At 40.5% G+C, this 24,329-nt stretch carries 23 protein-coding genes; 8 read left to right on the forward strand and 15 right to left on the reverse strand.

Annotated elements, in window-relative coordinates:
- Positions 1-8: 8 nt before the first annotated feature.
- From DACSA_RS07365 to DACSA_RS07375, 3 genes are all read right to left on the reverse strand, one after another.
- Complete coding sequence (locus DACSA_RS07365) at positions 9-2,012, reverse strand: NAD-binding protein (RefSeq protein WP_015229148.1); 2,004 nt, start codon at positions 2,010-2,012, stop codon at positions 9-11.
- A 340-nt stretch (positions 2,013-2,352) separates the two neighbouring features.
- Positions 2,353-2,517, reverse strand: a complete 165-nt coding sequence (locus DACSA_RS22845; RefSeq protein ID WP_083874387.1) for a type II toxin-antitoxin system RelE/ParE family toxin — start codon at positions 2,515-2,517, stop codon at positions 2,353-2,355.
- On the reverse strand, positions 2,514-2,771 hold the full coding sequence (locus DACSA_RS07375; protein ID WP_041235752.1) for a type II toxin-antitoxin system ParD family antitoxin: 258 nt from the start codon (positions 2,769-2,771) through the stop codon (positions 2,514-2,516). The genes DACSA_RS22845 and DACSA_RS07375 overlap by 4 nt, the downstream gene beginning before the upstream one ends.
- 253 nt (positions 2,772-3,024) lie before the next feature.
- Between DACSA_RS07375 and pds the strand changes: the two genes are divergently transcribed.
- From pds to DACSA_RS07390, 3 genes are all read left to right on the forward strand, one after another.
- A complete protein-coding gene (gene pds / locus DACSA_RS07380; RefSeq protein ID WP_015229150.1) occupies positions 3,025-4,452 on the forward strand; it encodes a 15-cis-phytoene desaturase in 1,428 nt (475 codons plus the stop codon).
- 74 nt (positions 4,453-4,526) lie between these two features.
- Positions 4,527-5,456 (forward strand): 15-cis-phytoene synthase CrtB, encoded by a 930-nt coding sequence (crtB, locus tag DACSA_RS07385; RefSeq protein WP_015229151.1) that lies wholly within the window; start codon positions 4,527-4,529, stop codon positions 5,454-5,456.
- Positions 5,457-5,507: 51 nt separating this feature from the next.
- On the forward strand, positions 5,508-6,317 hold the full coding sequence (locus DACSA_RS07390; protein ID WP_015229152.1) for a peptidoglycan-binding protein: 810 nt from the start codon (positions 5,508-5,510) through the stop codon (positions 6,315-6,317).
- Between the two features lie 297 nt (positions 6,318-6,614).
- Here the strand turns inward: DACSA_RS07390 and DACSA_RS21400 are convergent, their stop codons facing one another.
- Complete coding sequence (locus DACSA_RS21400) at positions 6,615-7,337, reverse strand: mechanosensitive ion channel family protein (RefSeq protein WP_051017292.1); 723 nt, start codon at positions 7,335-7,337, stop codon at positions 6,615-6,617.
- 31 nt (positions 7,338-7,368) lie between these two features.
- Positions 7,369-8,118 (reverse strand): hypothetical protein, encoded by a 750-nt coding sequence (locus DACSA_RS21405; RefSeq protein ID WP_232225234.1) that lies wholly within the window; start codon positions 8,116-8,118, stop codon positions 7,369-7,371.
- 63 nt (positions 8,119-8,181) lie between these two features.
- Between DACSA_RS21405 and ahcY the strand changes: the two genes are divergently transcribed.
- The gene (gene ahcY, locus DACSA_RS07400) at positions 8,182-9,456 is read left to right on the forward strand and encodes an adenosylhomocysteinase (protein WP_015229153.1); all 1,275 of its coding nucleotides are present in this window, start codon (positions 8,182-8,184) and stop codon (positions 9,454-9,456) included.
- Between the two features lie 104 nt (positions 9,457-9,560).
- On the opposite strand, the gene DACSA_RS07405 is transcribed toward ahcY, so the two are convergent.
- The 5 genes from DACSA_RS07405 to DACSA_RS07425 all read right to left on the reverse strand — a co-directional run bounded on the left by DACSA_RS07405 (position 9,561) and on the right by DACSA_RS07425 (position 13,575).
- Complete coding sequence (locus tag DACSA_RS07405; protein ID WP_083874389.1) at positions 9,561-9,968, reverse strand: nucleotidyl transferase AbiEii/AbiGii toxin family protein; 408 nt, start codon at positions 9,966-9,968, stop codon at positions 9,561-9,563.
- Between the two features lie 200 nt (positions 9,969-10,168).
- Positions 10,169-10,765, reverse strand: a complete 597-nt coding sequence (locus tag DACSA_RS07410) for a type IV toxin-antitoxin system AbiEi family antitoxin domain-containing protein (RefSeq protein WP_015229154.1) — start codon at positions 10,763-10,765, stop codon at positions 10,169-10,171.
- A gap of 94 nt (positions 10,766-10,859) precedes the next feature.
- Positions 10,860-11,537 (reverse strand): response regulator transcription factor NblR, encoded by a 678-nt coding sequence (gene nblR / locus DACSA_RS07415; RefSeq protein WP_015229155.1) that lies wholly within the window; start codon positions 11,535-11,537, stop codon positions 10,860-10,862.
- Between the two features lie 25 nt (positions 11,538-11,562).
- Positions 11,563-12,483: an NAD(+) kinase gene (locus tag DACSA_RS07420; RefSeq protein WP_015229156.1), complete on the reverse strand. Its 921-nt coding sequence runs from the start codon at positions 12,481-12,483 to the stop codon at positions 11,563-11,565.
- A 108-nt stretch (positions 12,484-12,591) separates the two neighbouring features.
- Positions 12,592-13,575, reverse strand: coding sequence for an SDR family oxidoreductase (locus tag DACSA_RS07425; protein ID WP_015229157.1), 984 nt, complete (start codon positions 13,573-13,575; stop codon positions 12,592-12,594).
- A 126-nt stretch (positions 13,576-13,701) separates the two neighbouring features.
- On the opposite strand from DACSA_RS07425, the gene DACSA_RS22080 reads away from it, so the two are divergent.
- Entirely contained in the window at positions 13,702-13,950 is a 249-nt protein-coding gene (locus tag DACSA_RS22080) for a hypothetical protein (protein ID WP_232225235.1), read from the forward strand.
- A 10-nt stretch (positions 13,951-13,960) separates the two neighbouring features.
- Here the strand turns inward: DACSA_RS22080 and DACSA_RS18240 are convergent, their stop codons facing one another.
- The 4 genes from DACSA_RS18240 to DACSA_RS07450 form a co-directional block, all read right to left on the reverse strand.
- On the reverse strand, positions 13,961-17,464 hold the full coding sequence (locus DACSA_RS18240) for a WD40 repeat domain-containing protein (protein WP_015229159.1): 3,504 nt from the start codon (positions 17,462-17,464) through the stop codon (positions 13,961-13,963).
- A 299-nt stretch (positions 17,465-17,763) separates the two neighbouring features.
- Positions 17,764-18,339 (reverse strand): TerD family protein, encoded by a 576-nt coding sequence (locus DACSA_RS07440; protein ID WP_015229160.1) that lies wholly within the window; start codon positions 18,337-18,339, stop codon positions 17,764-17,766.
- Positions 18,340-18,378: 39 nt separating this feature from the next.
- The gene (locus DACSA_RS07445) at positions 18,379-18,954 is read right to left on the reverse strand and encodes a TerD family protein (RefSeq protein ID WP_015229161.1); all 576 of its coding nucleotides are present in this window, start codon (positions 18,952-18,954) and stop codon (positions 18,379-18,381) included.
- A gap of 207 nt (positions 18,955-19,161) precedes the next feature.
- On the reverse strand, positions 19,162-19,914 hold the full coding sequence (locus DACSA_RS07450) for a salt stress protein, Slr1339 family (RefSeq protein ID WP_015229162.1): 753 nt from the start codon (positions 19,912-19,914) through the stop codon (positions 19,162-19,164).
- A 117-nt stretch (positions 19,915-20,031) separates the two neighbouring features.
- Between DACSA_RS07450 and DACSA_RS07455 the strand changes: the two genes are divergently transcribed.
- The gene (locus DACSA_RS07455; RefSeq protein WP_015229164.1) at positions 20,032-21,234 is read left to right on the forward strand and encodes a Gfo/Idh/MocA family protein; all 1,203 of its coding nucleotides are present in this window, start codon (positions 20,032-20,034) and stop codon (positions 21,232-21,234) included.
- A gap of 180 nt (positions 21,235-21,414) precedes the next feature.
- Here the strand turns inward: DACSA_RS07455 and DACSA_RS07460 are convergent, their stop codons facing one another.
- A complete protein-coding gene (locus tag DACSA_RS07460) occupies positions 21,415-22,632 on the reverse strand; it encodes an ABC transporter permease (protein WP_015229165.1) in 1,218 nt (405 codons plus the stop codon).
- A gap of 67 nt (positions 22,633-22,699) precedes the next feature.
- On the opposite strand from DACSA_RS07460, the gene DACSA_RS07465 reads away from it, so the two are divergent.
- A complete protein-coding gene (locus DACSA_RS07465; protein ID WP_015229166.1) occupies positions 22,700-23,038 on the forward strand; it encodes a DUF565 domain-containing protein in 339 nt (112 codons plus the stop codon).
- 3 nt (positions 23,039-23,041) lie between these two features.
- Positions 23,042-24,052: a kinase gene (locus tag DACSA_RS07470; RefSeq protein WP_015229167.1), complete on the forward strand. Its 1,011-nt coding sequence runs from the start codon at positions 23,042-23,044 to the stop codon at positions 24,050-24,052.
- Positions 24,053-24,329: the final 277 nt, after the last annotated feature.

Here is a 24,329-nt window from a genome sequence, read left to right on the forward strand (position 1 = left end):
TTATTTAGTTACTGATTAATAATTATCCCTTGAACCTGTATTTTTTTCAACTCTCGAATCAAACGTTTAGCTTGATGATGATACATCAAAAACGGTGCTGTTGTCGGCAGATGATTCATAATTTCTCGCGCTTCATTAAGAGAACAACCCGTCACTCTAACTAAGGTATTTCCAGCTTCAAATAAAGCCTCATCAGTTCGCGCACTTTCTAACTTTACTTGCCAAATTTTGCCACTAATATCTAATTCCCCCAATTCCACTTTTTTTAATCCTTCTTTCGTCGCCAAAACCACTAATCGATCGCGCACTGATAAACAAATATCATCCGCTGGCATAAACTTAACAGAATGTCCTTCTTTTTGATGCAAAATCGGAACAACATTGTAACCATACGCCACATCAGCTAATAGTAACCCATTTAAAGTATCCATTTCTTCCACTTTATATTCTGTGACTAAAACCGTCTGCTGATTCAACCGAAATAACTTAATAATATTCTCCCCAAATGCCGCCCCAGCAAAGGCTTCCGCAACCACACTATACGCACATAAAACCACAGCCTTCGGAAGCAGTTGTGATAAATTTTCACTCAATCGTTGTTCAAACGTCCGAATCACTAACTGACAATCAGGATTAATGCGATGAATTGTTAAACTAATTTCTAAATTCAACATCTCATCTTCTGTTCCGACGATAACACTTTTAGCACCTTGTAAATTCGCTTGTTGTAGAGACTCTTTTAAGTTCCCAAATAAAATGGGCATTTCTGGTAAAAAATTATGATCAAACTCTGGATTTAAAGGAATTCCTAAAAGGGATTGTTTCAGATCAAGTAAGAGTTTAGCCACTCTTTTTCCCACTCGACGAATGCCAATGATGATAATATGATCTTCTTCAGGAAGAGGAGGACGACGCTGAGACAATTCAAATTTAGAAGATAATAATGCTTCTGTAACTAGCGCATATAAGACTCCCACTAAAGCGGTTCCTGCTATGGTTAAAGTAAGACTAAATAGTTGTAACCACCACTGAATTTGATCGCTTGCTTCTAAGTCTCCAAATAAATCAGCATATCCTCCCAGTAGTAAAATCACTGTGGCATAAAAGGATGATAAAAGTGTCGTGTTGGGAGTGGATAACCAAAGGATAATTGTTCCGATAACGATCAAACTAATGACGATTCCACCACAAATTAAAGCCACTCGTCGCACTGGCAATTTTAAAACGTTTCGATACAACTTTTGACATTCATCTTGAATGAAAGAAACCGTTAGTTTTTTAGGAAGCGGTTTTCTTTCTTGGGGAGAATGATCGACTAAGAAAGAGTCCGAGGTCAAGAAGTCTTCTCGTTGGACATAGACCACAATATCCCCTGCTTTTAAAACTTGTTCAGGATGCCAATTGTAAAATAAATTCGTGAGTTGAGAGGAGGAAAAAGATTGATACGCTAACACTTTTCGCTTTTGAGTGTTTAAGTCTTGAAGTGTCCGTTGGTCACACCACTGATCTGTTGCTTCAATGCGGCGTTTAATCACTCGGAAAAGTTGTTGTTCGGTTTCGTCTCCTGTTTTCAGATAAAACAATCCTTGGGTTTCTGTTCCTAAAGCGGCTAAAGCAAACGCATCCGCCGAAAGTTCTGTTGGTTCAAAAGCAATAAAGTTGCCGAGATGTTCCCCTAAAAGTTGGTTGAGATTGTCTTGTCCCGATCGAATCACTAAACGAACGTGAGGAGAAAGCGATCGCGCCGCCACTGCGGTTTCGGCATTAATTCGCTCATTGCTGGTGACAATTAAAATCGCACGACACTGGTCGATTTTCGCCGCTTGTAGGGTTTCTGCATCACGACAGTCTCCCAGTATCAAATCAGTTAAACAACTGGGTAAATGAGGGATTTCCCACTGTCTCGGTTCAATTTGCTCGATCGCAGTGATACTGACTGCAAACTGTTTGAGAGCATAAACACAATGTTGTCCCAACGATCCTAAGCCGCAAACAAGGAAATGGTCTGTCATGGGTGATTAGGAAGATAAATTCTCGATGTTTTTGTCCTTCGTCCTTCGTCCTTTGTTCTTTGTTTTCCAATGACTAATGTACAGACGTTCCTGTTATATCAAGTTCGGGTAATTGCTTATAATGTGTGTTGGGTTTCGCTTCGCTTCACTAGGGCCTACTCTTTATCATCGATCGAGCGAACCTGATATTACTGAGCTTGTCGAAGTATGGAACGTCTCTACTTAATGACCAATGACTAATTATTGTTGGGTTTCGTTACCTCCACCCAACCTACATACTACTCCTCTCTTAGAAAAAATCTGTCTCTGGGATACGCAGACTTTGATGAGAGAAAAATAATCAGAGCGCGATCGATGCGTTTTCAGAGTTCAGAATTTGACACTTCTGATTAATTCTTTTCAGAAACTTCTCAGCTACATCAATCCCGTTTTGTTCAGCTATATAATCAAGGATATTCTCCAGATCAGAACTAGCAATTCTTGTAAATCTGCAACGCCGACTCATACTTTTTTGTTATTCAACTTGTTCTGAAGATTTTGAAAAACTACCTTACTATCAAGAACTTTCCCTTGTTCAGACGCTTCAATTCCTTGTAAAATTTCTTGGCGTAGTTCCTCATATCTTCCCTGATATGCCCTTTCAACTTTCTCTAGTAACTTTACTCCCGCAAGAATAACTTCATTTGCTGATTTATAGTTTCCCTTGTTTACTTGATGCTGAATTATTTCCTCTAACTCAGGTGTCAATTCAATACTCATCAGTCTTTCTCTGCCTAGCTTTTGCATGATATTATACCGTAGCTTTCATCAAAACAGAATTTGTAGGTTGGGTGAAATGGAATGCAACCCAATAAAACATCTGCTGGTGTTGGGTTTCGCGTAGAGACGTTCCATGGAACGTCTCTACCCAACCTACATTTTCGTTACCTCCACGCAACCTACATACTGATTCGGCTAAAATGTAACGAAATGCAAAGTATAATGAGAACGGAAACTTAGTCATTAAACAACCATGCGAGTCATAATTGCAGGAGCAGGGTTAGCAGGACTTTCCTGCGCCAAGTATTTAGTAGATGCAGGACATACTCCCATTGTCCTTGAACGTCGTGATGTCTTAGGCGGAAAAGTCGCCGCTTGGCAAGATGAAGATGGGGATTGGTACGAAACTGGGTTACATATCTTCTTTGGAGCGTATCCCAATATGCTGCAATTGTTTAAGGAATTAGACATTGAAGATCGCCTGCAATGGAAAGAACATACCATGATCTTCAATCGTCCTGAAAAACCAGGAACTTATTCTCGCTTCGATTTCCCGAACCTTCCAGCGCCGATTAATGGGGTAATTGCCATTTTACGCAATAATGATATGCTCTCATGGCCAGAAAAAATCCGCTTTGGTATTGGTTTAATTCCAGCGATGTTGCGTGGACAAGGTTATGTGGAGGCTATGGATCGCTACACTTGGTCAGAGTGGATGGAACGGCAAAATCTGCCGAAACGGGTGGAAAAAGAGGTGTTTATTGCCATGTCTAACGCTTTAAACTTCATTAACCCCAACGAAATCTCAGCGACGATTCTCCTCACCGCTTTAAATCGCTTTTTACAAGAGAAAACTGGCTCGAAAATGGCGTTTTTAGATGGTTCTCCCACAGAACGTTTATGTCAACCGCTGGTAGATTATCTTACTGAGCGTGGGGGAGAGGTGCGGTTGAATGCTCCCTTAAAAGAAATTTTACTGAATGAAGATGGCACGGTACGCGGTTATTTGATTCGGGGTTGCAATGGGGCTGAGGAAGAAATGCTCACAGCAGATGCTTATGTGTCTGCGATGCCTGTTGATCCTTTGAAATTGATGTTACCCCCGTCTTGGAAAGAGATGGACTTCTTTAAGCAATTAGAGGGGTTAGAGGGCGTTCCTGTGATTAACGTTCATTTGTGGTTCGATCAAAAACTCACCGACATTGACCATCTGCTGTTTTCTCGTTCCGATTTACTCAGTGTTTATGCTGATATGAGCAACACCTGTCGCGGTTATGAAGACGCGGACCAATCCATGTTAGAGTTAGTTCTCGCACCCGCGAAAGATTGGATCGGTCGATCGGATGAGGCGATTATCGAAGCGACCATGGCAGAGTTAAAACAACTTTTCCCCAAACACTTTACAGGGGACCGGCCAGCAAACCTGTTAAAATCTCATGTGGTGAAAACGCCGCGATCGGTTTATAAAGCCACCGCCGGAAGACAGGCGCATCGTCCTTCCCAAAAAACCCCCATTAACAATTTCTATCTCACTGGCGATTACACCATGCAACAATACTTAGCCAGCATGGAAGGGGCGGTATTATCAGGAAAATTAACCGCACAGGAAATTTCTCAAAGCCAATCTCAACCCTCTTCTGGGAAAAAAACAGAGAAAAAGACCGTTTCTGTGGCAAAATGATCTTCTGTGTTCCAATGTACTGATTGATGGGACAATTTTCGTCATTAAGAGTGAACCCTATTAGCCTGCGGTGAATGCTGCAACTGCCAAACCCCGAACAGACTTGTTCCTACCCCTCCGTCGAATCCGCTTACGAATTCTGCCGTCAAGTGACCGCAGAATACTCGAAGACGTTTTATCTCGGCACTCTCCTCATGCCCAAGGAGAAACGCAAAGCAATTTGGGCAATTTACGTTTGGTGTCGGCGCACTGATCAACTCGTCGATGGCCCCGAAGCTGAGTTTACGACTCTAGACACCCTAGATCAGTGGGAAAAAACTTTAGAGTCGATTTTTGCAGGGAATCCTGTAGAAAGTCCTGATCTTGCCCTGGTGGATACTTTGAAACGCTTTCCTCTGGAAATTCAGCCGTTTCGAGATCTGATCGCCGGGCAACGGATGGACTTAAAACGCGATCGTTATCAAACTTTTGATGAGCTTTATCTCTACTGTTACCGCGTTGCCGGAACGGTGGGGTTAATGTCTAATGCTGTTTTAGGTTTAGAGCCAGAGTGGGGAGTTTCTCCCTGGCAAAAAAATCAGAAAAATCACATTCCTACCGAAGAAGCGGTGGCGTTAGGGATTGCCAACCAACTTACCAATATTTTAAGGGATGTCGGTGAAGATGCCGATCGAGGACGGATTTATCTCCCGTTAGAGGATTTAGAACGGTTTAATTATCGAGAGGAAGATTTATTTAATGGTGTGATTAATGAAAACTGGCGACAGTTAATGCAGTTTGAAATCCAACGCGCCAGAGGTTTTTATGCTCAAGCTGAACGGGGAATCCGTGACTTAAGTCGTGAGTCACGCTGGCCCGTTTGGACAGCATTAATGTTGTATCAGGGAATTTTAGATGTAATTGAACGCAATCAATATGATGTGTTTAATCGCCGTGCTTATGTGCCAAAAGTGGAGAAGTTTTTATATTTACCAGTGGCTTGGCTTCGATCGCAAGCACTGTAAGATAATTAATTAGGCAAGAGGTAACTTATAACCAATCACCAAATTGGAAAGATGATCAATTGGAAAACACTACCGAGAGAACGGGGGATTTATCAAATTACCACAGGTAGTGTCAGCTATGTTGGTTTATCAGATAATATTCAACTGCGAGTGAAACAGCATTTGGATAGTTCTTCCTGTCGATCTCGGATTATCTTTGATACAGATCAAGCGAAAATTATTGTTCTCGAACTTCTCCCTGATACAGATGACAAAACCCTTGCTTTGCGAGAATGGTATTGGTTTTCTAAACTGAAGCGGAAAGGTCATATCATGGTGAATGACCCGAAAACTTTGGGGAAAACTAAGACGGGACAGTTTTTTCCGCCGAAAAATGTTTCCCAAAAAACGGCTTCTTCTCCATCCTCTGGATTGGGGTGTGGGGTAAAATTGGCAGGAGTGACAACAGTGATTGTGGGCTTTTTCTTATTGGGCTTTTTTGCCGTCGGAAAAATGATCCAACAAACTGAACCCAGTCCTCAACCAGACACCACAGAAAACCCATCACCGAAACCACCGGTTCCAAGTAGCCGCCTCTCACGAAATCAAGATAATAAATCTACCCAACAAAATAGTCAGGTGGATATGCAGCTATTAAGTGCTTGTATTACTCCCCTACAATCAGGAACATCTAAACCTGTGGTGAAGTTATTACAACGTCAACTAAAGGAACTCGGCTACTATGAAGGGGAAATCGATGGGCAGTATGGTCCTGGAACTCAAGACGCTGTTTCAGAATTTCAACGGGATTATGATTTAGGTGTGGATGGGATTGTTGGGTGTGATACCCAAGCTAAAATCAATGAAGCAATTAGAAACTGATCTCGATAAAAAGTAGGTTGGGTGGAGCAAAGCGAAACCCAACACAAATTAGTCATTAGACAACCATGTAGGTTGGGTGAAGCTAGCGCGAAACCCAACACAAATTAGTCATTAGACAACCATGTAGGTTGGGTAGAGACGTTCCATGGAACGTCTCTACGCGAAACCTAACACCAATTATAAGTGATCGCCAGAACCTGATATTACGTTGGGTTGTCACCCAACCTACAATTGTTGATTTGCGTTGGGTGATTACCGAACCGACAATTGTTGGGTGCCGTTGGGTTATCACCCAACCTACGGCTGATTACTGTTTTCTTGAGAAATCCAGATTTTTTGCTGGGGAAGAGATAGTTCAATTCCTGCTTGATCAAAAGCAATTTTAACCCGACGACGATATTCTCGCCCGATCGGCCACTGTTGTAAAGGTTTAGTTTTAATCCAAACTCTCAAAATAATTCCTTGATTACTAAACTCATCAACTCCGAGGAAAATAGGCTTTTCTAAAATTTCCTTTCGATAGCTTTGATCTCGCATCATGCTATCACTAATTTTTTCAATCAAACTAATCGCTTTTTCCACATCAGAATGATAGGCGATCGGGATTTTTAAATCTACTTGTGACCAATTACTGGTGTAATTAGTTACGGTACGAATTTCACTATTAGGAACTGTAATTAAACGTCCTTCTGTGTCTCGCAGTTGAGTAATGCGTAAATTAATCGCTTCGACAAATCCTGTTGCGTCACCAATGCCAACAACATCTCCCACAGCATATTGATCTTCAAGAATGATAAAAAAGCCATTAATCGCATCTCGAATTAAATTTTGAGAGGCTAAAGAAATCGCGACACCAATTAATCCAGCACCAGCAAGTAACGGCGCAATATTAACTCCAATAACAGAAAGTCCAACTAAAATGCCCACAACTAACCAAGCGACAATAATAATGCTTTTCGTAACACTAGAAATGGTAGAAATGCGAAGCTGTAACCGAAGATTGGCTTCAGGAGTAAGCAAGTAATTGTTTGCTAAGGCGCTGGTAAATTTATCAATTAAAATAAAGGAAAAACGAGTGAGGTTGACGTTGATTTTGAGTGATTTGAGTGGAAATTGCTTGCTCAGATGTGTTTTCTAAGGAAGCATGGATGGAGGCTTGTTGCTGGCGCGCTTTTTTTTCCAGCTTGTAGAGGGCGATCGTGGCGATAATTAGAAACACAAGTGCGATCGCGCCCTTTTGCCCCTGAGCAACTAAAAACGAGGGTTCTCGTTCACGTTTGGCTCGTCTCAGACCATTTTCCAAATCCCGCACCATTTGTTCAGCCCGTTGTTCAATGCTCATGGCTTTCACCGTTGCATCTTGGTTGGTGACACTAAGCAAACGAATTTCTCGTTGATCAACGGCGATATAAATATCAATCAATTGTCCCACTGCTTCTTTACGAATGCTCAGTTGTGCCGATTGATTTTGGAAATAGTAACGAGCAATATCATTGAGTCTTTGCTCAATTTCTGTAATACGAGCGGATAAATCAGATTGATTCGCTCCGATTTCGATCAGACAACGTCCATCAACACGAATACAGCCAGAAACCACTTGCTCTGATGACTGATTAAGAAAAGTGGAGGAATTTCCCGAAAAATTAGGCAAAAGCGGAAATTGTGCTTGTACAGAACGATTTAAGGGCATGAGGACGACTAAAATCGCGATGAAACCGCCTAACCAAAAGTGTTTTCGCTTCATAAATCGTAAGGAATGAGGGGATGATCTTGAGTTAAACTGTCCCAAAAATTTTGACATTTGATCAATATGCAGTAACCTAGTAGAGATCGCAATGCGAAATAACACAAAAAGAAAAGCTACATGACTGCAACACAAGTAAAGCACGAAGTAAAAGACCTCAGTTATGCTCCTCTAGGGAAGCAACGTATCGAATGGGCAGGTCGTGAAATGCCTGTTCTCAGACAGATTCGCGAACAGTTTGCTAAAGATAAGCCTTTAGAAGGCATCAAAATGGTCGCTTGCTGTCACGTGACCACAGAAACGGCTAACCTCGCCATTGCTCTAAAAGCTGGTGGTGCGGATGCAGTTTTAATCGCCAGTAATCCTCTCTCCACTCAAGACGACACCGCAGCGAGTTTAGTTGCTGATTACGATATCCCTGTTTTTGCCATCAAAGGTGAGGACAACGAAACTTATAACCGTCACATCAATATCGCCCTCGATCATCGCCCAAATATCATCATCGACGACGGTAGTGATGTCACCGCAGCGTTAATTCAACACCGCAAAGACCAAATCAAAGAGATTATTGGTACAACGGAAGAAACCACCACTGGGATTAATCGTCTCCGTGCGATGTTTGATGATGGTGTTTTAACGTTCCCCGCAATGAATGTTAATGATGCGGATACCAAGCACTTCTTTGATAACCGTTATGGTACGGGACAATCCACCATTGACGGCATTGTTCGTGCCACTAATGTTCTGATTGCTGGTAAAACTTTTGTTGTCGGCGGCTACGGCTGGTGTTCTAAAGGAGTCGCCCTCCGTGCGGCTGGTATGGGAGCAAACGTGGTGATTACCGAAGTGGATCACGTTCGCGCTCTGGAAGCGGCGATGGATGGTTTCCGCGTTATGCCCATGAGTGAAGCGGCAAAAATTGGTGATATTATTGTCACCTTGACTGGTAACAAGCACGTGGTTGCGTCTCATCACTTTGATGTTATGAAAGATGGCGCAATTGTCTGCAACGCAGGTCACTTTGATATTGAGCTTGATCTGAAATCTCTCCGCGAGAAAGCCAGCGAAGTCAAAGAAGTTCGTCCGTTCACTGAACAATATATTCTTCCTAATGGTAAGTCTGTGATTGTTTTAGGTGAAGGTCGTCTGATTAACCTCGCTTCTGCGGAAGGTCATCCTAGCGCGGTAATGGACATGAGTTTTGCGAACCAAGCGAAAGGTTCAGAATATCTCGCTCTTAATAAAGGAAAACTTGAGCCAGGTATCCATTCTATTCCTCGTGAAGTGGATAAAGAAATTGCTCGTCTGAAATTGAATGCAATGGGAATTAAAATTGATGACCTCAGTCAAGAGCAACTCAAGTATATGAGTTCCTGGACTGAAGGAACTGACTAAGCATTCGGTTTGATGCGAGATAGATTTTAGGGAAGGGAAATTTAAATCCTTTCCTTAACCAGAAATCTACGGTAGAGATGTTCTATAGAATGTCTCTACTTTTTTTATAGCCATTTCTGATCAGGTCGCCAAGTTTTCTCAAAAACCTGATTCTTAGATATGGCAATATAAGGAGGAATTAAAAATAGTTTTAACTCCTCAATAATATCCCTTAACGTTGGGTTTTCAGGTTCGAGTTGGTTTTTATTCAGAAATCCCTTCCAGGCTTTTTCTTTAGCTAAATTCTGTGTAAATTCTTCAGTTAAAGCTAACGGAATTTCTTCAGAGATAGAGGTTTTACGCCTTTTAAATGTGGCTTCAATTGCCTCTTTTAAGATTTGCCCCTTAAACTCAAAATTTTTGGCAAGAAATAACAGATCATAGAAATCTTTCATTCGGCTATTTGAGATTCCTAAATACACCATTGCCTGAAATTTCTCGGCAACGACTGTTTCTCGCGGATAGATTCTTATACCATTTTGGAAAGGTCAAGTTACAATCAATCCCCCCTAACCCCCCTTTGAAAGGGGGGAACTAGGAGTCGGTATGTAGCGCTAATTAATCAAAATGGTATAACGAGTAACTAGATTGTTAAAATCGACTTTTTTCTGTTTGGAAAGGTTAAGTAACTTAGCACGGATCGATTGGTCTAAATGACGAGGATTCTTTTTGCTCAACCGAGAAACTCCAAGTAGGGACGCATAACATTCTGTACTCGACAAATTTTGGCATAATGCCAAATTTCATCAATGGTACAACGTTTTTGTTGTCTTGATTCTTTAAGAGCTTCAAGAGCGACATCTAGCCCAATTTTATGACGATACTTAAAACAATCGACAATGGTTTTAGGAAGGCTGTAGATGCGAACTTTTTCTCCTTCTAGTTCATAAGTTTCAATTCCTTCTTCCCATGCTGAACCTGACAGATATACCAGTCGCAAGCTAAGGAGATTATCTTTGGGAGAACGCTTTTTAGAATGGATGGCTAACCAAACTTCAAATGGGTTTTGAGTGGTTAATTCATAAAAGTTGAGTGCCGAGAGGAGACAAATAACTCCATGAGGAACTCTTTTGGCGACTTCTACTAAACTATGAGCTTCTGTAATTTCTGCTCCAACATAAGTGTAAATCCCCCGTCCCGAACGAATCAGCAATCCTTGTTCTTCTAGACGTTTTAGGTATTGACGGTGAAACCCCTGTGCTTCTAGTTCTTTGGCTCTAACTACACCGACTTTTTGAGCGATCTCTAGCACCTGTTTGGTTTTGGACATCTCAAATCAATATATTTTCCTTTTGTGACGAAGTGTTGGTAATTATTGATTACTACCGACATCTTATCACAATTTCAGGGTGGGAAGGTTGGGATTAAGATTCTCTCAATACATAACCGACACCGCGCACGGTTTGGATTAAACGTTTTTGTCCTCCTTGTTCAATTTTGATGCGTAGATAGCGAACATACACTTCAATCACGTTGGATTCGCCCCCATGATTGTCTTCCCAAACATTATCTAGAATTTCTTCACGGGTGAGAACTTGTCTGGGATGAGACATGAGATATTTTAGGAGTTCAAATTCTTTTACGGTTAACTCGATTTTGCGTCCGTTGCGATACGCACACCGATGGGAAAGGTCTAAGGCTAAATCACTAAATTGAAGTTGTTCGGGAGTAGAAGTTGCGGGTTGTAGGTACAGGTGTACCAGTTGTAAAAAGGAGTCAGTTTGATAGGGGAGAAGGGTGTAATCATCGGCTCCTGCTTCTAAACAAGCGGCGCGATCGCCCACTGTATCCCGACTCATTAATAGTAAAATCAGCACGGGATGATTATTCCCCCGTAACTGACGGGATAAGGTTAATCCCTTGTCCCCGAACTGAGCTTGATCAATCACTACTAGCGATGGTTGGAGTTCTTCAAACTTTGAGGGAGCTTGTTCCCCATGAGAGACAACGGTAACGTGATAACCGCTCTGGGTTAAATCGAGACTAACCTGTTGTGCTAGGTGCTGATCACTTTCAATGAGTAGCACTGATGGCTGAGACATAGTTGCTTTCAGGAATGGTTAATCTTCAGGGTAGTTCCACAGAGGTGGGTTTAGCGATATGAGGTAATCCCCAGCCGAGTTTTTCCCGTAAAACGCGGAAAAATTCAGGGCGTTGGAGACGGATAAAACGAGCCAAATAGCGCGATCGAGCGATATGGACTACATCTTTCGGTTGCACATAACAGCCTCCATTGCCATCGACCACCATCACTAATTGATGTTGTTCACTGGCGGAATGAATGACGATCGGTTCTCGATCGGAAAACACCAAAGCGCGGGAAGCCAAAGAATGGGGACAAATGGGAACTAACTGTAACACTGGCACATCGGGAGTAACCACAGGGCCCCCAGAACTAAGAGAATAAGCAGTAGAACCAGTGGGAGTAGAAACAATAATCCCATCGGCGGCGATATCTACTGGCGCATGATGACCCACCATCACCTCAAAATGACACATACTGGTCATCGGTTCTCGATGTAAGACCATCTCATTTAAGCAAAGTGCTTCCCATTGTAGGCGTTCACCGCGTCTCACCTGTACCGTGAGCATCGATCGATCTTCGAGGGTGTAATTTCCCGCCAACACCTCTTCTAAAGCCGCATCCAGTTGATTCACATAAGTTTCCGTCAAGAAACCCATGTGTCCAGTATTCACTGTTAACAACGGAATCCCATAGGGAGCTAATTGACGGAAAGCAGACAACACCGTTCCATCTCCCCCCAAGACCAAACAAAACTCGATCGTCTCATCAAATCCTGGAGGAATCAACTTATCCATTGGCGTATGACAAACGGGACTGTCTGGACTGGAATAGCCCAACAGTCCGCCAACACCCGTCGCCAGAGCAACGTCCCATCCTTTTTTTTGAAACTGCTCTTGGACTTGCGTAGTGAGGTCACAAGCAACCGACTTACTATCGTTATAAATAATGCCTAATTTCGGCACGACAACTAATCCGTGTGTAGAGTGTTAATGTTCAAAGTGAGAATATTTTCTGATCTTATCTTTCCTAAGAAACCATTGGCTAATCGAACTTAAAACCAAGGACACAAGTTAAGACTTAGACTTAGACTTAAAGGGAGTTTTCTTTTTCTTCTTGCTTTTCTCTTTCTCGTAGTTAATCTCTTTTAATTTCTTCATAATCCGCGAGAAGTATTCCTGTAAATAAGTTTCAACCGTTGTCATCTCATTGGGATTCAACCCAAAGAGATCATAGACCTCACTCATCTCCGCATCGAAGGGCTTTCCACTCACCAAAACGTTAGCAAAGATCAGACGATCAGAGGCATTGCGAGTCCATTCAAAAAAGCGCATTGCTCGTGAGAGGAATTGTAGCAAACCCATGGGAAGACGTGAAATTTTCGCGTTTTTTCCAGAGAGATTTTCACAAAGATTAATAATTTCCTCTGCTGTCCAAGCACGAGACCCCGCTAAAGGAAAACTCCGTTTCGCCGTTTCTGGCACTTCTAGCGCACGCACGGCAAACTTGGCAAGATCGAGGGTATCCATATAAGCAATCGGGGTACTTTCCCCTGTCACCCACACTGCTTGATTATCGAGAATGGGAACCGCATATTGAGGAATTAACCCCTGCATAAAGCCACAGGGTTTAAGAATTGTATAATCTAAGTCTGCTTCTGCTAAAAACTGCTCAGTGCAGTATTTAATATTCATCATCGGGACATCTGGATAATTCTCAGCATTGAGAATCGAGAAAAAGACGTAACGGTTAACATCGGCTGCTTTAGTCGCTTGAATGAGATTGACTTTCCCTTCCCAGTCCACCTCTTTTACCGTGAGAGAATCAGTCGGACGTGCTGTTGCTGCATCAATCACAGCATCAATCCCTTCGAGAGTACGAGGCAAAGTTTCGGGTTTACACAAGTCACCCTTGACGAGGTTTGCTCCCCATTCCTTAAGGAATGTTGCCTTTCTGGGATTTCTTACCAGACACCGCACCTGATGACCTTCATCAAGCGCCCGTCTAACCACCTGTCTTCCGAGCGTACCTGTTGCCCCGGCGATCAATATATCCATTTATAAATATGAGAGTATCTTAAACTTTCTATAAGATTCTATCAAACTCTGTTCCCTTATGTCCTATCATTGCGAGGCATCTCGATCTAACAAAGTAGGTTAGGTAGGGTTTGCTGAAAAAGTCCATTGGTCGGTGTGGTTCGGGAGTCGGGAGTCGGGAATCGGGAATCGGGGGAGATGGGGGAGATGGGGGAGATGGGGAAGATGGGGGAGATGGGGGAGATGGGGAAGATGGGGGAGATGGGGGAGATGGGGGAGATGGGGAAGATGGGGGAGATGGGGAAGATGGGGGAGATGGGGGAGATGGGGAAGAAAAATCGCTCCCATTGCTCCCTTGTCTCCCTTGTCTCCCATTTCTCCCTTGCACTTTTTTAGGAGGCACTATTTATTCGAGATAATGGTTCTCCCAAATTAAAAGTGTTTCGTCTTGACTTCCACTAATTAAATAGTGACCATCTGGACTAAATGCGATTCCTAACACCGCTTTTCGATGTCCAGTTAAGGTTAACATTTCTTCTCCAGCGTTAACATTCCAGAGTTTAATTGTTTTGTCTTCACTTCCCGTCGCAATGATATTTCTTTGAGGATGAAATACAACAGTATAAATTTTATTTTCATGTCCTTGTAAACGTCTGATTTCTTGTTGCTGTTTCACATCCCACAAGATGATTTGGTGATCATTTCTTCCTCCCACTAAAAGGTTACTATCTGGACTAAATGCGAGAGAATGAATCCCTGGAAACCAAGCAATTTGATCAGTTTCTAGAGTAAATGTTTCTCTCGTTTCTAGTTGTAAAAGTCTCACCGTTTGACCAATATTTCCTTCCCCTGTTGCTAACCATTTTCCATCAGCACTGAGGGCGATCGATTTTACTTCATCTTCATAATTATTAAATGTATCAATTACTTTTTCTTCTTCTACTGACCACAGTTTTACGGTTCGATCTTTAGAACAACTTCCCAAAATTTTACCATCAACACTGAAGGTTACTCCTAATACTTCATTCACATGACCTTCTAAAGTTGTTAATAAATTTCCTGTGGAAACTGACCATAATTTAATTGTTTTATCCCGACTTCCACTCGCAATCATTTCCCCATCGGGATGATAAGCGACAGTTAACACTTCTTGGGAATGATCCTGAAAAGAATAAATTTCTCCTCCTGTTTCTAGTGACCATAGTTTGATCGTCTTATTTTGATGTCCACTAATGAATTGTTTTCCATTTGGACTAAATGCAACTGCGTTAATTTTTCCTGCGTTTGGAGTTATTTGTTTTTTTAATTCACAATTAATTCTTACTAAGTTACTTTCCACAGTAGGAACAGAAGAAGTAGATGTAGATATTGCTTCAAGTTCGCTTTCAGTAATTATTTCATCTGGATATAGATTGACGTTAGAATCCTCCTCTGGTTGCTGATTAATTTGTTCTAGCAGTGTTTGATAATTGGTTTCAATTTGGGAGAGTTGAGTTTGGATTTCAGTTTGTCTTTGCTGGTTTTGTCTCACTAATTGATTTAGTCTTTCCAGTTCGATTGCTGATGACTCATTACTATTAAGACTCGATCGAACGCTGTCTAATTCCTGTTTCAATTCCTGTATAGCTTGCTGATAATACTGATTCTCTTCTGTTTGACGAGAATTAGCTTCTCTGATTTGAGACTCTAAGGTTTCAATTGCTTCTTGAGTTACGTTAGAATCTGCTTCTGGTTGCTGATTAATTTGTTCTACCAGTGTTTGATAATTGGTTTCAATCTGGGAGAGTTGAGTTTGAATTTCAGTTTGTCTTTGCTGGTTTTGTCTCACTAATTGATTTAGTCTTTCTAGTTCGATTGCTGATGACTCATTACTATTCAGACTCGATCGAACGTTGTCTAATTCCTGTTTCAATTCCTGTATAGCTTGCTGATAATACTGATTCTCTTCTGTTTGACGAGAATTAGCTTCTCTGATTTGAGACTCTAAGGTTTCAATTGCTTCCTGATTTACGTTAGAATCTGATTCTGGTTGCTGATTAATTTGTTCTACCAGTGTTTGATAATTGGTTTCAATCTGGGAGAGTTGAGTTTGGATTTCAGTTTGTCTTTGCTGATTTTGTCTTACTAATTGATGTAGTCTTTCCAGTTCGATTGCTGATGACTCATTACTATTAAGACTCGATCGAACGTTGTCTAATTCCTGTTTCAATTCCTGTATAGCTTGCTGATAATACTGATTCTCTTCTGTTTGACGAGAATTGGCTTCTCTGATTTGAGACTCTAAGGTTTCAATTGCTTCCTGATTTACGTTAGAATCTGATTCTGGTTGCTGATTAATTTGTTCTACCAGTGTTTGATAATTGGTTTCAATCTGGGAGAGTTGAGTTTGGATTTCAGTTTGTCTTTGCTGATTTTGTCTTACTAATTGATGTAGTCTTTCTAGTTCGATCGCTGATGACTCATTACTATTAAGACTCGATCGAACGTTGTCTAATTCCTGTTTCAATTCCTGTATAGCTTGCTGATAATACTGATTCTCTTCTGTTTGACGGGAATTAGCTTCTCTGATTTGAGACTCTAAGGTTTCAATTGTTTCTTGATTCGATCGAGCGTTGTCTAATTCCTGTTTCAATTCCTGTATAGCTTGCTGATAATAGTGATTCTCTTCTGTTTGACGGGAATTAGCTTCTCTGATTTGAGACTCTAAGGTTTCAATTGCTTCCTGATTTACGTTAGAATCTGATTCTGGTTGCTGATTAATTTGTTCTACCAGTGTTTGATAATTGGTTTCAATCTGGGAGAGTTGAGTTTGAATTTCAGTTTGTCTTTGCTGATTTTGTCTTACTAATTGATGTAGTCTTTCCAGTTCGATTGCTGATGACTCATTACTATTAAGACTCGATCGAACGTTGTCTAATTCCTGTTTCAATTCCTGTATAGCTTGCTGATAATACTGATTCTCTTCTGTTTGACGGGAATTAGCTTCTCTGATTTGAGACTCTAAGGTTTCAATTGTTTCTTGATTCGATCGAATGCTGTCTAATTCCTGTTTTAATTCCTGTATAGCTTGCTGATAATACTGATTCTCTTCTGTTTGACGGGAATTAGCTTCTCTGATTTGAGACTCTAAGGTTTCAATTGTTTCTTGAGTTACGTTAGAATCTGATTCTGGTTGCTGATTAATTTGTTTTACCAGTGTTTGATAATTGGTTTCAATCTGGGAGAGTTGAGTTTGGATTTCAGTTTGTCTTTGCTGATTTTGTCTCACTAATTGATTTAGTCTTTCCAGTTTGATCGCTGATGACTCATTACTATTAAGACTCGATCGAACGCTGTCTAATTCCTGTTTCAATTCTTGTATCGCTTCCTGACTATTTTGATTAACTCTCACCACTTCTGTTTGTATATCACTAATAGATTGAGATAAATTTTCTTGTTGTTGATTGATAAAATCAAAGTGATTATTAATTGTGTTTTCTAATAAACTTAATCTTTCAACTTCTCTTTCTATTGCTTCTTGCTTTCTCTCGATCGATTGTAACTGATTCAACTCTAAAATCTGTGATTCTCTTGCTGCTGTCTCTTGGGTTTGGTTTTCTCTTAACTCAGTAATTAACTGTTCAACTTCGCCCAACTTTTGCTGTAATTCCCAAACATTTATTTGTTGATTATCTTGCTCAATTTGATGATTCTGAATTAAATTTTTGAGAGAAGAGAATTGATAAGAATAAAAGTTTTCTTCTTGTTGACGATTGAAACGATTAAAAATTAGCGCGATCGTGCTAGGAATTAAACCCCAAGCCAGTTGCTGTGTACTCACCGCAATAATTGTTCCGACAATCACCGCAACTAATAAACCATTTTCTGCAATTTCTTGAATACTTTTCCCTTCAGAAGCTGTTTTTATCATTGAACTTTTTAGGCGATCGTTGTTTTCAATTTAATAACAATCTGATTGTAGTTCCCCCAATCTTGGGGGTTAGGGGGCTACACTCCTCTAGTTCCCCCAATCTTGGGGGTTAGGGGCTACACTCCTCTAGTTCCCCCAATTTTGGGGGTTAGGGGGCTACACTCCTCTAGTTCCCCCAATTTTGGGGGTTAGGGGGCTACACTCCTCTAGTTCCCCCAATTTTGGGGGTTAGGGGGCTACACTCTTGTATTTTCACCAATTGTGGGGGAAAGGGAGCGAAATTTTCTAGGGCGATCGAGCTAACTAAAACGATTTAAAATCGCGGGTAAACCTCCCTCATAACCATCACCGATCGCGCTCATTCTCCATTGTCCATCTTTCTTATAAAGTTCTCCCATAATCATGGCTGTTTCGATCGAATAATCCTCCGTTAAATCGTAACGAAGCACCTCCTCTTTTGTTTTCACATCAACTAAACGAACAAACGCATTGCTAACCTGTCCAAAATTTTGTCCTCGTTTTTCTGCGTCATAAATTGTCACTACAAAGGTAATTTTCTGAACTTCATCAGGGACTTTTTTCAGGTTAATAATTACTACCTCATCATCCCCTTCTCCCGCGCCAGTCAAATTATCTCCCATGTGTTCAACAGAATGGTCAGGATCGGGACTTTTTGTATTATTATAAAATACTAAATGACTGTCTGAAACTAACTTCTCATTTTCCCCTAAAAGGAACACGGAAGCATCTAAATCAAAATCATTTCCCGTGTCAGTTTTATTAACATCCCAACCTAAACCGACAAAGACTGCTTCTAAACCTGGGGAAACTTTTTCTAAAGAAACCCGTTCACCTTTCTGTAAAGAAATTCCCATAATCTACTTCTCTCCTTTTTACTAACTTCCAATTAATTATTATTGATAACGGTTCAACATTGCGGGTAATCCTCCCTCATATCCTTCTCCAACTGCGCTCATTCTCCATTGTCCATCTTTCTTATAAAGTTCTCCCATAATCATGGCTGTTTCGATCGAATAATCCTCCGTTAAATCGTAACGAAGCACCTCTTCTTTTGTTTTTACATCCACTAGACGGACAAAACTATTATTCACTTGTCCGAAATTTTGTCCTCGTTTTTCTGCGTCATAAATTGTCACCACAAACGCAATTTTCTGCACTTCTTCAGGAACTTTTTTCAAGTTAACAATCACGACTTCATCATCCCCTTCTCCCGCGCCAGTTAAATTATCTCCCATGTGTTCAACAGAGTTCTCAGGATCAGGACTTTTTAAGTTATTAAAATAGATGAGATGGCGATCGGAAATCAGTTTTTCATCTGTTCCTAAAAGAAAAACTGAGGTATCTAAATCAAAGTCTTTACCCGTATCAGTTTTGTTAACATCCCAACCTAACCCCACAAATACTGCTTCTAAGCCAGGAGATGCTTTTTCTAAAGAAATCCGTTCACCTTTGGTTAAAGAAATGCTCATTGTTTTATTACTCCAATTAGTTTAAATGTTCTTTACTAATACCATGCGTGATTAATTAGTGCTACATACCGACTCCTAGTTCCCCCCTTTCAAAGGGGGGTTAGGGGGGATTTAATATAACATCACTTTTTGAAAATGGTATAATTACAACTTTGCACAATTTACACAACAAAAGTCAACCCCCAAACTAGAGAATTGTAGATTTGCTTAAGATGTTTCTTCAAAAACGGCTAAATAATCAATTGCTGCTTCTAAACGAGACGAATAACTTTCCGCAAACTCTTCAAACCAGAATCCCTCATCAGAATAAGGATCGAGTTTCTCCAGCCATTCTTGCGCTTTTTTAGTCAAGTATTTTCGCTTTTTCTGCTTTTGTTGTTCGGCTTTTAAAATCTCTTCTTGATTCTGTTTCGGATCGTAGGTTTCTGCTTGTTGTTTTTGGGTTTGATACTGATGTTTAATCGAACCTAATAACTCATCGGTTTGGGAATCCTTTTGAGGAGATGTGGTAACTTGCTTTTGCTGTTGATAACGAGTTTTTACCTCTTCAAAAAGATGTTCTTCTTCTTCTTTCTGATAAGATTTATTTTGAAATTGCGATTTGATTTCGTTTAAAGATGAGTCGGATTCGTCGGAAGACTGCGATTGAGACTTTGCTTGAGATTGAGACTGGAATTGTGATTTAATTTCCGCCACTGGATCGCTAGGTTCACTTTCATCAGAAGCAGATTTTTTTTGCTTAAACTGTGATTTTATTTCTAAGAGTGCGTCTTCTTCTTGATTAGAATCAGAAGCGGATTTTTTTTCTTGAAACTGTGAACGAATTTCATCAAGGGAATGATCCGCTCGATCGGAATTATCATGGGATTTATGATCAGACATAGCAGAAGAACGCTGATTTTTATACTCAGATTTAAGTTGATTGAGGAGTGCATCTAAATTGGACGCTTCTGGTGACATTTTATTCTCCAGATTTGATTGATCTTCAAGTTTTAACCACCTGATTCCATTGTTACTTGATGGACAGCCAAAAAACTGACACACTTTGTTTACATTTGTTAACTATCTTTGTGGATAATGCCTCTGGCGGATTTTTTACATTTTTCGCGGAAATTTTGTCTGATCTGGTGTAAAAGATTTATCCTGCTAGAGATAGCGACGTTTTTTGCAATTTTTGTGGTGGAGGAGTTTGTTCTCGTGAGTGACCAAAATAATTTATCAAGAGGAGATGGGGAGATTAATAGCTTTTCCCGTAACGGAAACCCGCCGTTGCGAGTGGGTGTCATTGGTGTTGGTAACATGGGACAACATCATACTCGTGTTTTAGGTTTGCTAAAAGATGTGGAATTATATGGCGTTGCTGATATTAATGTAACGCGAGGGTTGGATATTGCGAGTAAATATCGGGTGCGTTTTTTTGAAGCGTATCAAGACTTATTAGCTTGTGTCGATGCGGTTTGCATTGCTGTTCCCACACGCTTACATTATTCAGTCGGATTAGCTTGTTTGAAAGCAGGGGTTCATGTTCTCATTGAAAAACCGATCGCGGCGAATATCGAAGAAGCTGAATCATTAGTCAACGCAGCCGCTGATAATAATTGTATTTTACAAGTGGGACACATTGAACGATTTAATCCTGCTTTTCAAGAGTTAAGTAATGTCCTCAAAACTGAAGATTTACTTGCTTTGGAAGCACATCGTATGAGTCCATATTCTCAACGTGCTAATGATGTTTCTGTGGTGCTAGATTTGATGATCCATGATATTGATTTATTATTAGAATTAACAGCAAGTTCTGTGGTTAAATTAACCGCAAGCGGAACAAAAGCTGAGGATTCAGGATATTTAGATTATGTCACAGCAACGTTAGGTTTTGCCAATGGCGCGATCGCAACTTTAACCGCAAGTAAAGTAACACATCGTAAAGTTCGGACAATTGGCGCTCATTGTAAAAAGGCTTTAATCGAAGCTGATTTCTTAAACAATGAAATTTTAATTCATCGGCAAACCACAGCCGATTATACCACAAATTATGGACAAGTTTTATATCGTCAAGATGGTTTAATTGAAAAGGTTTATACCAGTAAAATTGAACCACTTCACGCAGAATTAGAACATTTTGTTAGTTGTGTTCGTGGCGGAAATAAACCTTCTGTTGGGGGAGAACAAGCATTAAAGGCTTTACGTTTAGCGAGTTTAGTAGAAAAGATGGCAATGGATGGTCAGGTTTGGGAAAATGAAGTTCAGGAAGGAGCAATTATTTCAGCTTTAAATTATTAATGATTAAACCTTTCCTAGACTGGTGTGTATTTATGAGGCGATTAAGATATGAGTAAAAATGCAAGTTCATTGATTGTTCAATCGTCACGCACCTTGCATGCAAGCCTCTTGCCTTTTGCCTTTTGCCTCTTGCCTCTTGCCTTACTACACCGACTAATTAACTTTTTCAGCAAACCCTAATTAAGCACTTCTAAGAGCAACAATTGGATCAAGTTTAGCCGCTTGACGAGCGGGAATCACGCCAAAAGCTAAACCAATTCCAGCAGAAACACTGACAGAAACGACGACAGCAGGAACAGAAATTTGGGAGGAAAGAGGGGAAACAGTACCCGCAAGAATGACGACTCCACCACCGATAATTGTGCCAAAAAAACCTCCTAAAACAGCAAGAATTGTGGCTTCAATTAAGAATTGTGTTAAGATATCTTTTTCTCTTGCGCCTAATGCTTTGCGAAGTCCAATTTCTTGAGTGCGTTCGGAAACAGAAACTAGCATTATATTCATCACCCCAATCCCTCCGACTAATAAAGAAATGCTTGCGATCGCGGCTAACATAGCAGTTAAACCACCAGTTACTGTTCCGACAATGCTTAAAACATCTTGTTGAGTTTGGACGCTAAAATCATCCTCTCCTGTAATATTGTGTCTCAATCGGAGTAAGTTTTCAATTTGAAATTTAGCAGCACGAATACTGTCTTCATCTTTAGCGGATACAGAAATAAAGGTTAAATTAATCCCATAAATCGATTGTCTTCCCACAATTTGATTCGCCATTGTGGTTAAAGGAATATACACCGTATCATCTTGATTATTGCCTAAAAAAGCACCTTTTGAAGCCATCACGCCAACGACTTTAAAGCTAGAATTTTTAACCCGAATTTGCTTCCCGATCGGGTTTTCTCCGCCAAAAAAGCGGTTAGCAATTTCCGATCCGAGAACAGCAACACGACTATTTTTTCTTAAATCAAGATCACGAATAAACCGACCTTCAGCAATTTCAAAACTACGAACACTCAAAAATTCTGGAGTTACACCAAACACAGAATCATTGCTGTTTTTTCCCTGATAAGAAATGACTTGATTACTGGTAATTTGTGGCGCAACTCCTTGAATACTAGGGACTTGTTCCTCGATCGCTTTCGCATCTTCATAAACCAAAGTTTTGGGGGCATCAAAAGTGGTTTGACGTTCTTCCCTTGAACCAGGAGTTATAAATAAAGTATTGGGACCGAGAGATTGAAACTCATTTTTAGCCAATTCTTGCGCTCCCTGTCCAATTCCCACCATTGCGATCACGGACGCATTACCAATTATAATTCCTAACATGGTTAAACTACTCCGCAGTTTATTTGCGGTCAGAGTAGTAGTCGCCATGCGTACAGTTTCGATTAATTGCATTGCTTCTAATGTTTAAAATTAGGTCTATGATGATCTTAGCTCAGGTATTCCCCACCGATAACGAATTATGCAAAATACTCGCTTAAACTTATTATTAAACAATTTATCTAGTCAAACTCAACAGTTTTTTTTAAATCCTTGGCGCAAGATTACCCTGTTATTATTAAGTTTACTTTCAGGGATATTTATTGCTGTTGCGATCGTCACCAGTGCTGGTCAAAATGGACGTTTAGATATTATTGTCGCTGCGGTTCTCTTAATTTTTACTGAGGGGATTAGTTGGTTTGTTTATCGACGCTATTCCTCAACAGATGAAAGAAATTTAGGCTTTCTAGAAGTGCTAAACACTTTCAAAATTGGCTTTACTTATAGTTTATACATTCAGGCGTTTATTTTAGGGTCTTAATTTATGTTTTCCTCTCCAGTGATTTCGATTTTAAGGGGTGTTCTCAAGGGAGATTCCCCATCGATCGAAAATCAAAATCGATTAGCTGAATCTCAATTTAGTTTCCCTAATATTTCTCTTAAGACGAAACTAGATTATTTTCCAATTGCTTATCAGAGTATTGATGATACTTGTGCAAAAATCGGTTTTTCAGAAGCCGAGAATTTAGTTTTATTATGGCGGGTTTGGCTTCCTTTAGCCTTACAGATTCACCGTAAAAAGCAACAGAAATCATCAGCAATTATTCAGGGAATTTTAGGGCTTCAAGGAACGGGAAAAACCACCTTAGCGACCATTTTACGCTTAATTTTAATGGAGTTAGGTTATAATACAGTGACCCTTTCGATCGATGATATTTATAAAACTTATTCAGAACGCCAACAGTTACAAAAAGAAGATTCTCGATTAATTTTGCGAGGGCCACCCAACACCCATGATGTTGATTTAGGAATCGAATTATTGGATAATATCCGCGAGGGAAAATGTCCCGTTTCTATTCCTCGGTTTGATAAGTCAGCTTGTGAGGGAATGGGAGATCGATCGCATCCTGAAATCGTTAATAAGAAGATAGATATTTTATTATTTGAAGGTTGGTTTGTGGGAGTACAACCGATCAAAGAACAAGTGTTTCAGTCTCCTCCTTTTCCCATTGTTACTGAAGATGATCGACAGTTTGCGATCGATAATAACCGCCGTCTTGAAGCCTATCTTCCGTTATGGAATCGTTTAGATGGGTTAATTGTTTTATCTCCGATCGATTATCGTTTGAGTCAAAAATGGCGCAAAGAAGCGGAACAAAAAATGATCGCAGAAGGGAAAGGGGGAATGAGTGAAGCTGACGTTAATCAGTTTGTCGAATACTTTTGGCGATCGTTACATCCTGAGTTATTTATCACCCCATTAATTGAAAGCAAACGAGGAGTTGATGTCGTGATTGAAATAGACTCTAATCATCTTCCGACACGGGTTTTCTAAAAAGTAGGTTGGGTGGAGTTTACGAAACCCAACACTAATCAGCAAGAGGCAAGAGGCAAGAGGCAAGAGGCAAGTTGCCTTAGGGTTGATTGATTGGTAGCAAGTAGGTTGGGTGAAGTTTACGAAACCCAACACTAATCAGCAAGAGGCAAGAGGCAAGTTGCCTTAGGGTTGATTGATTGGTAGCAAGTAGGTTGGGTGAAGTTTACGAAACCCAACAAAATTTGTCATTAGTCATTAGTAGGTTGGGTAGAGACGTTCCATGGAACGTCTCCAC

It is taken from the genome of Dactylococcopsis salina PCC 8305, from assembly GCF_000317615.1.
GTDB classification, from domain to species: domain Bacteria; phylum Cyanobacteriota; class Cyanobacteriia; order Cyanobacteriales; family Rubidibacteraceae; genus Halothece; species Halothece salina.